The 12,776-nt window shown below is 63.2% G+C and carries 15 protein-coding genes; 3 read left to right on the forward strand and 12 right to left on the reverse strand.

Annotated elements, in window-relative coordinates; translation table 11 throughout:
• Window positions 1-95 precede the first annotated feature (95 nt).
• Genes merA through merT form a run of 4 tightly spaced genes read right to left on the reverse strand, consistent with a single transcriptional unit; the run spans window position 96 to window position 2,635 of the window.
• Window positions 96-1,745, reverse strand: a complete 1,650-nt coding sequence (gene merA, locus IE093_RS06085) for a mercury(II) reductase (protein WP_189467206.1) — start codon at window positions 1,743-1,745, stop codon at window positions 96-98.
• The gene (gene merF, locus IE093_RS06090) at window positions 1,738-1,983 is read right to left on the reverse strand and encodes a mercury resistance system transport protein MerF (RefSeq protein WP_189467207.1); all 246 of its coding nucleotides are present in this window, start codon (window positions 1,981-1,983) and stop codon (window positions 1,738-1,740) included. The genes merA and merF overlap by 8 nt, the downstream gene beginning before the upstream one ends.
• Window positions 1,980-2,273: a mercury resistance system periplasmic binding protein MerP gene (gene merP / locus IE093_RS06095; protein WP_479691156.1), complete on the reverse strand. Its 294-nt coding sequence runs from the start codon at window positions 2,271-2,273 to the stop codon at window positions 1,980-1,982. The genes merF and merP overlap by 4 nt, the downstream gene beginning before the upstream one ends.
• An 11-nt stretch (window positions 2,274-2,284) precedes the next feature.
• Window positions 2,285-2,635, reverse strand: coding sequence for a mercuric ion transporter MerT (gene merT / locus IE093_RS06100; protein WP_189467209.1), 351 nt, complete (start codon window positions 2,633-2,635; stop codon window positions 2,285-2,287).
• Between the two features lie 72 nt (window positions 2,636-2,707).
• Between merT and merR the strand changes: the two genes are divergently transcribed.
• Window positions 2,708-3,181, forward strand: a complete 474-nt coding sequence (gene merR, locus IE093_RS06105; protein WP_189467211.1) for an Hg(II)-responsive transcriptional regulator — start codon at window positions 2,708-2,710, stop codon at window positions 3,179-3,181.
• On the opposite strand, the gene IE093_RS06110 is transcribed toward merR, so the two are convergent.
• Complete coding sequence (locus IE093_RS06110; protein ID WP_189467213.1) at window positions 3,157-3,585, reverse strand: hypothetical protein; 429 nt, start codon at window positions 3,583-3,585, stop codon at window positions 3,157-3,159. The genes merR and IE093_RS06110 overlap by 25 nt on opposite strands.
• Before the next feature lie 156 nt (window positions 3,586-3,741).
• Between IE093_RS06110 and IE093_RS06115 the strand changes: the two genes are divergently transcribed.
• Both IE093_RS06115 and IE093_RS06120 read left to right on the forward strand, forming a co-directional pair.
• Entirely contained in the window at window positions 3,742-4,275 is a 534-nt protein-coding gene (locus tag IE093_RS06115) for a TetR/AcrR family transcriptional regulator (protein ID WP_189467215.1), read from the forward strand.
• A gap of 107 nt (window positions 4,276-4,382) precedes the next feature.
• Window positions 4,383-4,946, forward strand: a complete 564-nt coding sequence (locus IE093_RS06120) for a carboxymuconolactone decarboxylase family protein (RefSeq protein WP_189467217.1) — start codon at window positions 4,383-4,385, stop codon at window positions 4,944-4,946.
• A 90-nt stretch (window positions 4,947-5,036) separates the two neighbouring features.
• Here the strand turns inward: IE093_RS06120 and IE093_RS06125 are convergent, their stop codons facing one another.
• The 7 genes from IE093_RS06125 to IE093_RS06155 all read right to left on the reverse strand — a co-directional run bounded on the left by IE093_RS06125 (window position 5,037) and on the right by IE093_RS06155 (window position 12,768).
• Window positions 5,037-5,984 (reverse strand): NHL repeat-containing protein, encoded by a 948-nt coding sequence (locus IE093_RS06125; RefSeq protein ID WP_229803296.1) that lies wholly within the window; start codon window positions 5,982-5,984, stop codon window positions 5,037-5,039.
• 44 nt (window positions 5,985-6,028) lie between these two features.
• A complete protein-coding gene (locus IE093_RS06130) occupies window positions 6,029-6,946 on the reverse strand; it encodes a transporter (protein ID WP_189467221.1) in 918 nt (305 codons plus the stop codon).
• Between the two features lie 17 nt (window positions 6,947-6,963).
• Window positions 6,964-7,287 carry a heavy-metal-associated domain-containing protein gene (locus IE093_RS06135; RefSeq protein ID WP_189467223.1) on the reverse strand — a complete coding sequence of 108 codons (324 nt, stop codon included), beginning with the start codon at window positions 7,285-7,287 and terminating at the stop codon, window positions 6,964-6,966.
• A 118-nt stretch (window positions 7,288-7,405) separates the two neighbouring features.
• Entirely contained in the window at window positions 7,406-7,972 is a 567-nt protein-coding gene (locus tag IE093_RS06140; protein WP_189467225.1) for a gamma-glutamylcyclotransferase family protein, read from the reverse strand.
• The gene (locus IE093_RS06145) at window positions 7,972-9,228 is read right to left on the reverse strand and encodes an MFS transporter (RefSeq protein WP_189467227.1); all 1,257 of its coding nucleotides are present in this window, start codon (window positions 9,226-9,228) and stop codon (window positions 7,972-7,974) included. Before IE093_RS06145 ends, IE093_RS06140 begins: the two co-directional genes overlap by 1 nt.
• Window positions 9,215-10,273: a lysylphosphatidylglycerol synthase transmembrane domain-containing protein gene (locus tag IE093_RS06150; RefSeq protein WP_189467229.1), complete on the reverse strand. Its 1,059-nt coding sequence runs from the start codon at window positions 10,271-10,273 to the stop codon at window positions 9,215-9,217. The genes IE093_RS06145 and IE093_RS06150 overlap by 14 nt, the downstream gene beginning before the upstream one ends.
• Complete coding sequence (locus IE093_RS06155; protein WP_189467231.1) at window positions 10,270-12,768, reverse strand: heavy metal translocating P-type ATPase; 2,499 nt, start codon at window positions 12,766-12,768, stop codon at window positions 10,270-10,272. Before IE093_RS06155 ends, IE093_RS06150 begins: the two co-directional genes overlap by 4 nt.
• Between the last annotated feature and the right edge of the window lie 8 nt (window positions 12,769-12,776).

Below are 12,776 nucleotides of genomic sequence, written 5' to 3' on the forward strand. Positions count from 1 at the left end.
CGGTATCCAGCGCATGGAGACGGGCTTTCTGCCGAAGGTTCCGAGGTTCGCCGGTTTCAACTTCTGGGGAGCCGTCGCTCCCCGTTGACGAGATTTTATGCCGCACAGCAGGACAGTTGCGTGACATCCTTGGTGAACGTCTGGGCGCACAACTTGAGCCCCTCGACCATGGTCAGGTAGGGGAACAGCTCACCGGCGATGTCGTGTACGGTCATTTGCGCGCGCAACGCCATGGTCGCCGTTTGAATGAGTTCGCCCGCCTCGCCGGCGACCGCTTGGACACCCAGCAAGCGTCCTGACTCGCGTTCGGCCACCATCTTGATGAAGCCACCAGTGTTGAAGTTGACCAGTGCCCGCGGCACGTTGTCCAGTGTCAGGGTGCGGCTCTCGGCGTCTATGCCTTGGGCTTTGGCTTCACTCTCCGTCAATCCCACAGTGGCCACTTGAGGGTCGGTGAAGACCACCGCCGGCATCGCATCGAGATCCAGCCTGGCGTTACCGCCAGTCATGTTGATTGCTGCCCGGCTACCGCCGCCGGCGGCAACGTAGACGTACTGTGGCTGGTCGGAGCAGTCGCCTGAGGCATAGATATCGGGAACGCTCGTTTGCAGGTGATCGTCGACGACAATGGCGCCCTGTACCGTTTTCACCCCGATGGCTTCCAGGTTCAGGGTTTCGATGTTGGGAGTGCGGCCGGTGGCGACCAGCAATTGGTCGGCACGGATACTTCCGGCGTTGGTGTCGAGTATGAATTTGCCATTTCGGTAGTCGACGCGACTGGCTTGGGTTTCGTTCAATACTTCGATTCCTTCGGAGCGGAACGCGGTCTCCAGGGCTTCACTCACGGCGAGGTCTTCCCTGGACAACAAACGACTGCGGGCGAGTATCGTGACCTGGCTGCCCAGCCGGGCGAAGGCCTGGGCCAGCTCCACGGCGACCACCGAGGCACCGATCACTGCCAGGTGTTGCGGTATCGTCTCGCTCGCCAGGGCGGTGGTGGAGGTCCAGTAAGGCGTCTTGGCCAGCCCCGGCACGGGCGGAATGGCGGGACTGGCGCCGGTACCGATAAAGGCCCGGTCGAAGATGACGCTTTGCTCGCTGCCGTCATCGGTACGTACGCTCAGGGTATGGGCATCGACAAAGCGGGCTTCGCCGCGCAGTACGGTGATGGCTGGATTGCTGGCCAGGATCGTTTCGTACTTGCCATGGCGAAGTTCCTCGACCCGCCCCTGTTGCTGAGCCAGGAGTTCACGGCGATCGACCACCGGGAGCCGGGCACTCAGGCCCGCGTCGAAAGGGCTAGCACGGCGCAGGTGGGCGATGTGCGCGGCACGAATCAGTATCTTGGACGGCACGCAGCCGACGTTGACGCAGGTGCCGCCGAGGGTGCCGCGCTCGACCAAGGTGACCCGAGCCCCACGCTCGACGGACTTCAAGGCAGCGGCCATGGCGGCACCGCCGCTGCCGATCACGGCGATATGGAGGGCGTCTTCATCGCGACCCTTGAAAGCCGATGTCTCTGTCGGGGAAGGTGTCCCAGTGCTGGCCAGTCGGGCCTGGTAGCCAAGCTTGGTCACGGCGAACGTCAACGCCGGGGCCGGTGTTCCCGGCTCAGCCGTCACCCAGGCCATACCCTGCGGATAGGATACTTCGACCGACCGCACGCCGGGCATCTTCTCCAGGGCTTCCCTGACATGAACCGCACAGCTGTCACATGTCATGCCACTCACCTTGAGTTCAATCATCACGTTTCTCCGGGGATTCATGGGTAGAGGCGTCCAACTTCTGCTTGCGGTACAGGGCATAGAGGGTCAAGCCGATGAAGGCGGCCAGGGCAGGGAACAGCACGTAGTCGAGATAGCCCGTCAACGCCGCCAGACCTACCGTGCCAAGCAGGATCACGAGAATCGGAGTGAAACAGCACAGTGCGACCACCACTGTGCCGATCACACCAATGCGTAGTAGGGTCTTGGGGTTTTTCATGGCGATTCCTTTTCCTTCACCGAGCTCGGATACCCCGCGTTGGCCGTGGCCTGGAGCAGGGCCTCAATCGTGGTCTTGGCATCGTCGAAGGTGACTACGGCCTCGCGCTGTGAATAGCTCACCTCGGCGTCACTCACCCCCTCGACCCTGGAGAGGGCCATCTTGACGGTGATAGGACAGGCGGCACAGGTCATTCCCGGTACCGAGAGTGTCACGGTCTGCATGGCCGCCCAGGCAGGCGTGCTCAGGGTGGCGGTCATCACTAGCAAGGCAGCGAGACGTTTCATCATGGGTCTCCGGGTCAATAGAACAGTGGTAGCAGATAGGGGAAGACGAGGGCGAGCAGTACCAGCGCCGCAACCAGCCAGAAGATCGCCTTGTAGGCGGTTTGTACTCGTGGTATCGCACACACTTCCCCCGGCTTGCAGTGTCGAGCTGGCCGGTAGATGCGGCGCCAAGCGAGGAACAGCGCCAGCAGCGCCACGCCGATGAAGATCGGCCGGTACGGCTCCAGTGCTGTCAGGTTGCCGATCCAGGCACCGGACAATCCCACGCTGACCAGCACCAGCGGGCCAAGACAGCAGGCGGAGGCCAGGATCGCCGCAATACCGCCGGTGGCCAATGGGCCATGACCTTTCCTCGGGTTTGGCATAGAGGCTCCTCTTCTCGGGATGTCGTGACTAAGGTAAGGTTACTTCCGTAGCCAGGTACGGATGCAAACGCCATGCAGAAAGAAGCGGAGACCATGACCATCGGCGGCTTGGCCAAGGCCGCCGGCGTCAATGTCGAGACCATCCGGTACTACCAGCGCCGAGGGTTGCTGCCGGAGCCGGAGCGGCCGTATGGCAGCATCCGGCGTTACAGCAACAGTGACGCAGAGCGTCTGACCTTTATCAGGAGCGCCCAGCGTCTGGGTTTCAGCCTGAACGAAATCGCCGAGTTGTTGCGCCTGGAGGATGGCACCCATTGCGAAGAGGCCAGCGCCCTGGCCGAGCACAAGCTGGAAGATGTACGCAAGAAGCTGGCAGGGCTGCAACGCATTGAGCGCACACTGGTTCGCCTGGTGGAAGCCTGCCATCAACACAACACTAACATCAGCTGCCCGCTGATCGCGTCACTGCATGAGGGTTTGTCGACTGGCGCCGATGAATGTCTGGCAACTGATGTGTGTTGTCATGAGAACAGCAGATCTCCGTAGCTCCAGATAAGGGTTCCCATGACGATTGCCAGGTAGCAGACGTAAGGAGTGGAGCGCCAGAAACGCGTGATCAGACGAGCCAACATCTGTGATCTTCCAAAAGGCCTTACCTCTCCCGGATCGAGGCACTCCGGATCGACGCAGTGCATCACTTGACTGCGGTGATACTCCACCCCGATCGAGAACAGGATCATCAGGGCACCGGAGCGCTGAAACCAGTGACCTTCCCCGGTCACGAAGCTGGCGTAGGCGGAGATCAGCACCGGGACGACGGCCAGCAGCATCAGCGTCGCTTCGACGACATAGTCCCGAGGGGCAGGTTTTTGCGAAGCTTGTAGGGGTTCGGTTTGTGACATCTCGATCACCTCACGACGCTGAACCTGCTTGCCCAGCCATTGCACCATCACTCTCGTGACGTCTCTGTCGACCTCCGGGAAGCATCCTTACAGCCAATTCGCGACCGGCGTCCACTTGATTTATGGAACGATCGGTTCTAAATTGTCCGCATGACACGAGGACGCCCCATCGCATTCAATCCCGATCAGGCCGTGAGCTCTGCCATGCAGGTCTTCTGGGCCAGAGGCTACGATTCGGCTTCGACTCGAGACCTGCTGGAGGCGATGCAGCTCTCGCGCAGCAGCCTGTACCAGGCATTCGGCAGCAAGGAACAACTGTTCCTCGAGGCCCTGCGCTGCTATCGGGAAAACTTGATCGGCCGGCTTCACCGGCAACTCGAGGCCTCGCCCTCGGCGATGGTCTTCCTGGAAGGGCTGTTTCGCGACACGGCCCGGGATGCTGGCAGCGACCGTGCCGCGATCGGGTGCCTGATCTTCAATTCCGCCAGTGAACTCGGCCAGCGCGGCGACTTGCCGTCCCGCGAGGCCAGCGAGAGTGTCGGGGCCATCACCGAGCTTTTCCATCAAGCGGTGGTGCGTGCCCAGGCCGAGGGCGACATCGATCCGCAGTGCGATGCCCGGTCATTGGCCACCTACCTGACTTTGGGAATGGCGGGGTTGCGGACGCTGCTGAAGAGCGGGGCTGATGCCGGCGAAGCCACTCGCGCGGTGGAACTGGTCCTCGCCACCCTGCGCTGAATTGCCTTCGGAGGTAATGAAGCGCATTTTTTCGCCATATATGGATCGAACGTTCCATATATGACTCGACACCATCCGGTGTCTCATCATGCAAGGAGGAATGACCCATGGCAGCCGACTATCAGATGAAACTCGCTCCCCAGACCCTTGAAAATGCCGATGCCAAGGCGAAGCCGTTGCTCGAGAAGGCCCACGCCAAGCTGGGTTTCGTGCCCAAGATGTACGAGGGCATGGCTAAGGCTCCCGGGGTGCTGGACACCTACCTGCATGGCTATACGCTGTTCCGCGAAGAATCCGGCTTTGCACCGCCCGAGCAGGAAGTGGTGCTCCTGACTATCAGCCGGCTCAACGGCTGCAAGTACTGCATGGCGGCCCACAGCATGCTAGCGGAAAAGATGTCGCAGGTACCCGCCGATGTGATAGAGGCCATCCGTAATGACCAACCGATCCCCGATGAGCGCTTGGCGGCCCTGAGCGCGTTCACCAAGGTGATGTTCGAGACTCGGGGCATGCCCACCCAGCGTGACGTTAACGCCTTCCTGGAGGCTGGTTTCGAGGAACAGCACGTGCTGCAGATCGTGCTGGCGCTGGCCGTGAAGACATTGAGCAATTACTCCAACCACATCAATCATCCCGAGCTGGACGAAGCCTTCGCAGGCCACGTCTGGTAAGGATGAGCCATCGCTGATGCGCTTCACCGCCGGTCCTGCAAGTCGCGATTCATCGACGGCTTGCAGGACCGTATGCTCTGTTTATTTCCCCTACTTTCTGACCGGGCGCCATTTCTCGATGCGGTTGTTCTGGAAGTCGGCAACAAATACCGTACCGTCCGGTGCGATATCCAAGGCGATGGCGTGGTTGAACTGTCCTGGACCGTTGCCTGTTTCACCGAAGGTGTTGAGGAACTTTCCCTCGGCGGTGAATACCTGGATCCGATCGTTGTAAAAGTCAGCGGATAATACCCGCTCGTCCGGGCCTATTGCGATGCCCGTCACTGTGGTAAGCCAGCCATTGAACGGGCCATAGATGCCGATGGCGAAGGGACCACCCCACTTGCGTAGGAACTCGCCCTCGGCGTCGAACGCCTGCACGCGGTTACCATAGCCGTCCGCCACATAGAGGGTTTCGTCGGCGGCGAGCGCGACATCGGTGGGGTAGGTGAACTCGCCGGCTCCTCGCCCTGTTTCCCCCGTCGTCCCCCATTGCCGAACGAACTCACCATCCGCGCGCAAGCGCTGCACGCGCTGATTGTAAAAGTCGGCCACGAAAAGATCGCCGTTCGCGGCAACGGCGACACCTCCCGGCGAATCGAATTCGCCAGGTCCCTCTCCGGGGCCACCAATCATACGTTGAGAGTCGCCACTCAGGCTAAAGACCTGAATCCGATCGTTCATGTACTCAGGCACATAGAGCATTCCCTTGTGGATCGTCAGGTTCATCGGTCGCCCGAGTTCACCGGGGGCATCGCCGGGGGTACCGAAGGCACGTTTGAATTGTCCTTCATGATCAAAGACTTGGATTCGCCCATTACGCGCATCGGCGACAAACACCTCATCCGCGGTGACGGCAACGCCGGTCGGATCATCGAATTTCCCCGGCTCGTTTCCCTGGCTACCCCAAGCCCCGACGAACTCATAGCCAGGTCCCTTCTCGCGGGGAATGAAGGCAGCACAGGAGGCAATGGTGGCAACCGCCACCAGGCCTGCCACTATCGCCCCAATCTTGAATAATCGCTTTGCTTTCATGGGAGGCCCTAAAAATTAATACGGAAACCAATCCGGGTAATGAAGTCATCTTCCAATGCCGCGCCATTCAAGTCTTGTGCGGCGGGGAGCTGGACGATGCCCTCGATGATCCAGCGGCGGGTCACATACTGCAGGCCCGGTGAAAGGAAAAGCTGGGTTCCGCCTGAGTCCGCATCCCGCATCCCATTCACCTCATTCTTTTCATGGTGAATCAGGTTCGCTTCAAGCACCCCATACAAGAAGCCGGGCACGCCGCCGCTCAGCTTCCGTGGCCAGAGCCGATACTGGAGGGAGCCGTCGAGACGCGCCTCATCACCGAACTTGAAACCATTGGCCTCGGTATTTGCCTGATAGGCGAACTGGGCATCGAGCTGATAGGCGAGCGTCTGGTAGGTCAGTACCACGCCACCAAATGGGTCCCAGGAGCCAGAACCGGACTGTAGAGGCTGCGGCAACCGGCTGAAACGATCTCTTTCGTCGTCGTCTCCGGTCGGCGTTTCCACACCGAGAAACGGCGCAATGCGGAAGGTACGGCCCGGTGCATCGTCTCTAAACGCTGTGTAGCGTGCAAACAGGCGCGCATCGCCGAGCCCGCGGCTGCTTCGCTCGATGCGCTGCCCGCCGGGTCCATCGAGATCGAACTCCTTGTCGAGATAGGGAAGGGCGCCGAACAGGGCAAGGTCACTTGTGAGGCCATAACCGAGCACCGTGATGGCACCGTTGACCCGCAGGTCCCGACGGGCAGGGCTGGGGTCGTCATCGGCCTTGCGGTACAAGAACTGCTCGCGTAATACGACGTTCCCTTCCGCGACAGGTAGCGCCGTGTTGAAGGTCTGGGGAGCTGCCTGAGTCAAGCCGGACGCCACCATCGCCGCCACGGCGAATAGTCGATGTCCGGATGCTGTCTTATGTCGATGATGCGTCATGAATAACGCCCCTCTCGTCATTGACCATTGGTAGTCGGAGAGGCGTCGAGTGGTTCGAAGCTGCCCAGCGTGAATCCGGCCCGGTCGACAGCCTGCTCTGCGCGTGACTCGTCGAGCGTGTGCCCGTCGTCCATGGTGACGATCACCCTGCCAGCCTCGATATCCGTTTCGATCGTCTGCACTCCTTCAATTTTGCCGAGCTGCTTCTCGATCCCGTAGGCGCAGAAAGGACAGGCGAGTCCTTCGACCTCAATCTGATAGCTTGGTCCGGCAGCAAGGGCCGTTGTCGAGACGACGGCGGCAGCCAGTCCCAGAAATAACGTGCGAATTGTCGATGTCATGACAGCATCCCTCGTTGGCAAATGGCGTTATGACCAAGGGTAGGGCCCGTACCAGACTACGGAGTCAAGCGTAAATGTAGTTCGAACAACGTCCCTAACCCCATGTTGAAGTTCCGCATCATTCTGCGTGCTTTACCTGCTTGAGCATCCGAACCCAATGCTCGGGTAGCCCATGTGCGCGAGCGCCGTCCCGCAGGAGCGTGATATAGCGCAGGGACGGATTGCCGTCGATTTCCTTGCCTTTGGCGATATAGGTGACAGCCTCTACCGGCTGTCCGTTGGCGTCCTCGGCATCGAGCCAGATCTGGCGATAACGCCGGCCGGGCACTCCTTCGGTGCTGTCCAGCCAGATCAGGTCGCGCCGGGTGATCTTATAGAGCACGCCCCAGACTTCGTCGCCGGGACAGGATTCGATATTGGCCGGCGCCGCTTTTCCTTTCGGACGTCCCTCTAGATTGAAGCGCAGGCGGTAATCGTTGATCCGCCCGACCCGCCATTCGAGGGGACGCATGCGACGGCGTTCGCGGAACGCGCTGTCGTGCATGTTGGCGCCAAAGGCGAAGTACCAGACCTCGTCGTCGGGGCGGCCCGCGATCGATAGGCCGTTGAGTCGGTACCACAGCTTCGACAGCCACCATGACCGGGCGACGTCGCGCCGGAGTCTGCGTTTCAAGGTCAAGAACATCAGGCCGTCCTCCCCTCCTCGACATGGCGGAGATGCCGGACCGCGACGACCTGGCCGACAGCAGCCACGGCGCCCGCCACGAATACGGTCGATAGGCCGAGCGTCTCGACGACCGCCGCACCTGCGATCGGCGACAGCGCCGCCGGCGCCACCAGCGCATTGAAGTAGCCGCTGTAGGCAGGCCGGCGATCGTCCGGCGAGATCTCCCAGAGATAGCCGAGATGGGCGATGTTGCCGCCGTTGTTCACCGCGCCGAGGATTAGGAAGATCGCCGCGAAGGCGGGAAGGCCTGAGGTTCCGCCCGGCGGCACGACGCCCATCCAAACGACCGTAAGCAACGGCGCCGCGATCGCGAGCACCGCCGTGACGCCGAGCAGTCGCCGCTTGCCGAGCCGGTCGCCCCACCAGCCCCAGAGCGGGTTGGACAGGAGCGCGCCTGCCGTCTGCGCTCCGAGCAGCGTCGCGACCTCCGCTGCGGTGACCCCAGCCTGCGTCGCCGTCACCACGTAGAAGGGCAGCGCCATCATGACGGTGCCGTCGAGCCAGCGCACGCCCACGAACAAGCGAAAGCGCCGGTCCTGCCGGAACACGTCGAGGCCGTCCCGGAGGAATCGCCCGAAACCGGTCGCTTGTGTGGGCTCGGGCGCCAACGGCTCGCCGGCGGACACGAAGGAGATCGCCGAGACCAGCAGCAGTCCGGCTCCCGTCAGCAAAACGATCGCGTGCCCGGCGGGAAACGCCAGCGCGTCGATCGCCTGACTGGCGACGGCAGCGACGCCGAGGGCCAGCAGTCCGCCCGCGAAGAACCGCAGGGCCAGAAGACGGCTGCGCCGAGCCGATGGAATGGAGCGGGCGACGATGTCGTTGTAAGGAACCGCGAGGATGCCGCCCACAAACGCATAGAGCGTCCACAATGTGAAGAACGCGACAACCAACGCGGATGTTGGCCTGGGACCGGCCATGAGGACGATCCCGCCGACGCCGATCAGGCAAGCGACCCGACCGAACGCGCCCAGGGCGTAGAGCGGCATGCGCCGCCGCCGAGCTTGAGCGAACCAGGCGACGAACAACTGGGGGAAGAGCCAGCCGTAGCGGGCGATCGCCGCTGCCGCGCCGACCGCGACGGAGCTGCCGGTGAGGCCATGGACGAGGCTCGCCATGATCGTGCCGGTATCGACGGCGGCGGCGCCGCCCTGGAAGAAGGCGCCGGCGGTGGCGATGCGCACGAAGCGGCGAGAGGGTTCACGGGCCGGCATCGTCCGCGACCTTCCTCCGGCCGAGATCGCTGAAACCGACACCGTGATTCCAGAGCCCCCAGCCGCCAAAGACGGCAACGGCCAGCATGTTCGCCACCATGACCACGGTGACCATGGCCAGAGCGGTGGCGTTGTCCACCCCGAAGAGGCCAAGCGAGAACACGGCGCCGACGACGAAGCCGGCGGGCACCCTGGCCATGTGGGCGAGGATAACGATGAAGCCGAGGATTGCCAGCAGGGCGAGATAGACGAGCGGCTCCAACACCACGCCGAATGCGAGACCCGCCCAGAAAAGATGCGAGGCCGCGATGAGCTTGATGACGATGCTGGCCAGCACGATGGCGACACCGCGCCAGCGCTCCCGTGGCCAGACGATGCCGTCGGCGAAGGCGAGCGCGAGTGATCGCGCGCGGACCGCGAAGCGCCCCGGCAGACGGTCGGCGAGGGCGAGGAGAATCCCGATGCCGGACGCCGATCGGCGCTTGTGGTGCGCGAGCAGCAAGAGTACCCCCACGATCGCCACCGTGCTGCCGCCGGCGCCGAGCAGCAGGCCAAGGCCGATATTGCCGTTCGGGTCGGGGATAATCGCGGCGAACACGACGACAACGACGAAGGCCGCGAACACCAGCCCGTCGACCAGACGGTCGATGGCGACTGTGGCCAGCGCGCAGCTCATTGAAATGTGCTGTTTGCGGGCGACTAGCCACGACCGAACGAAGGGGCTGAGGCCCAGCGGTACGAGGAGGTTGGCGAGATAGCCAGCCATGGTTGCGCCGAACAGATGCGATGTCCGACAGTCGCAGAGCGGCGTCAGGATCTGGCGCCACTTCCAGCCTCGGATGACCTGCTCCAGCGTGATCGCCAGGAAGGTGGCAAGCACGAACTCCGGCCGGGCGGATTGCAGCACCTCGGCGAACTGGCGCCAGTCGAGCCGCCAGGCGAGAAGGGCGATCAGGCCAAATCCTATCGTCGTGCCCAGCCAGTTGAGCCAGCGGCGGCGCTTTCGCGTCTCCTCCGCGGTGACAATTGGCGTCGCGTCCGTCATGGCCGCTTCTCCACCCTGTGCCCCAGCCTCGTGACTGCGGTCTCTATCGCATCTGGGGAGGTGGCGGAACCGTAGTAGACGACGCGGATTGTTTTCGTCTTTACGTCCCCCTCGATACGTCCAATCCCCGGCTCTAGCCGCAGGTTGGCTTCGATCGTCTCGACGCATCCCTGGCAGTGAATACTGGGCACCGAGAGGATGAGCGCCGCCTCGCCCGCCGGAAAGCGGTCTTTCTCTGATGACCTGATGCTTGGGCGCTTGAATACCCGGCCGCCGAATGAGTTGGCGAGCACCAGGGTGACGCTGGCTGCCATCGCCGCCATGGCCCAGGACGGATGGACGACGCCGGTGGCGGCGGTGGGCACGCCGACGCCGTTGAAGAAGAAGGCGAGCCAGAGATTCTGCACGGTCTTGCGGTAGCTCATGCCGCCGATCGTGATCGCTTCTGGTACCGCCCCGAGGCGCTCGCCTATCAGCACAACGTCGGAAGACTCGATCGCAATGTCGGTGCCGGCACCGATGGCGATGCCGACATGCGCCTGCATCAGCGCCGGGGCGTCGTTGATGCCGTCGCCGACCATGGCGACCCGCGCGCCTTGCTCCTGCAATCCTCGCACCCGTGCCGCCTTGTCCTGCGGAACGACCTGGGCGTGCACCTCGTCGATCTCCACGGCCGCCGCCACGGCCCGTGCCGTGCGCTCGTTGTCGCCGGTCAGCATCACCGGCGTGATACCCCGACGCTTGAGCTCCGCGATGGCGTCCTTGGCATCCGGCTTGACCGCGTCGGCGATGGCGAGCACGCCGGCAACGGCCCCGGCGATGCTGACGAGTACAGCGGTGTGCGCCTGGGCCTCGTGCCGGTCGAGAACCTCTTGGGCCGGCGAGACATCGACGTCCCGCGATCGCAGGAAGCGAGACGTCCCAACCAGGATCCGGCGCCCTTCAACGGTCGCCTCGATGCCCTGTCCGGCGGTGGCCTGGAAATCGCCCGCCTCCGGCATCTCGAGTGCCCGTTCTTCGGCGGCATCGACGATGGCACGCGCGAGCGGGTGTTCCGAGGCCGCCTCGGCTCCCGCGGCCAGGCGCAGGACCTCGTCCCGGCCAAGGTCGCTTACGGCCTCCACGGCGACGAGCCGCGGTTTTCCCTCGGTGATCGTGCCGGTCTTGTCGAGCACGACATGGGTGATGTCCTTGAGGATCTGGAAGGCTTCGCCGGAGCGCATCAGGATACCGCGTTCGGCTGCCATGCCGCCGCCACGGATGAGCGCCAGCGGCGTCGCCATGCCAAGGGCGCAGGGATAGCCCATCACGAGGACCGTGACCCCGGCGTAGATCGCCGTCACCCACTGCATGTTTCCGGCCCAGGCGAGTGGTGCAAAGCCCCAGAACAGCAGTGACGCCGCAGAGATGCCGAGCACGGCCGGCACGTAATAGAGGAGCACTCGGTCGACCAGGACGATGATGCCGGGCTTCATCGCCTTCGCTTCCTCGACGTGGCGGGCGACCTGACGCAGGAAGCTGTCCTCGCCGGTGCGTGTCACGCGGATGAGCAGCGTGCCAGTCTGGTTGACGCTGCCACCGATCACTTCATAGCCGGCCTGCTTCTCCTCGGGGATCGGCTCGCCGGTCACGATCGATTGGTCGACCACCGATGTGCCGTCCTCGACCACGCCGTCGACGGGTACACGGTCGCCCGGGCGGACACGCACGAGTTCGTCGACCATGACGGTCTCGATTGCGACGTCTTCCTCCCCGCCGTTCCGCACTACCCGCGCGGTCGGTGGCTGCATCTCGAGCAGGCGGCGGACGCTCTCCGACGCCTTCGTCCGCACCACCAGGGCGACGTAGCCGGAAAGCAGGTGATAGGTGGTCAGGAACACCACCACGCCGAAGAAGTCGACCGGCGGGAAACCGACGAAGCCGTACCAGCCGAGAAGCGGCACCGGCGCCCCGAGGAGGCCGCCGATAAAGGCGCCGATGGCACCCACCGACAGCAGCACATGCTGGTTGGTAATGCCGCGCCGGGCGGCGCCCCACGCCATGCGGATGATGCGACGACCATTCCAGACGAAAACGTAGGTGGCGAATGCCCATGCCGTCCAGGCGTGCCAGTCCTGCATTTGCCACAGATCGAGCCACATCGCCACCATCGCTGCGAACATGACGAGAGCGAGGCTCGCCGCGGAGATCAGGTCGTTGCGCTCCTTGCGTTTGAGCTCGAGTTGTTCGTCAAATGCACCGACCTTGCGCGGGTCGCGGACGATGTAGCCGAGCGAGTGGAGGACGTTCTTTATTCTGGTCTCATCGGTCTCATCGGGCCTGAACCGGATCAGCGCCTCTTCGTGGGCCAGGGAGACGTGCACCTCCTCGATGCCCTTTTCGCGGCCAAGCCCGCGCTCGATGGCATTCGAGCAGAACGAGCAGCTCATGCCGCCGATCTTGAGCTGGAGGCTTTCGAGGGGCACGGCTTGCTGTTGTAGTGTCGCGTCAGTCATGGCGTCCT

The organism is Litchfieldella qijiaojingensis, from assembly GCF_014651875.1.
Taxonomy (GTDB): Bacteria; Pseudomonadota; Gammaproteobacteria; order Pseudomonadales; family Halomonadaceae; genus Litchfieldella; species Litchfieldella qijiaojingensis.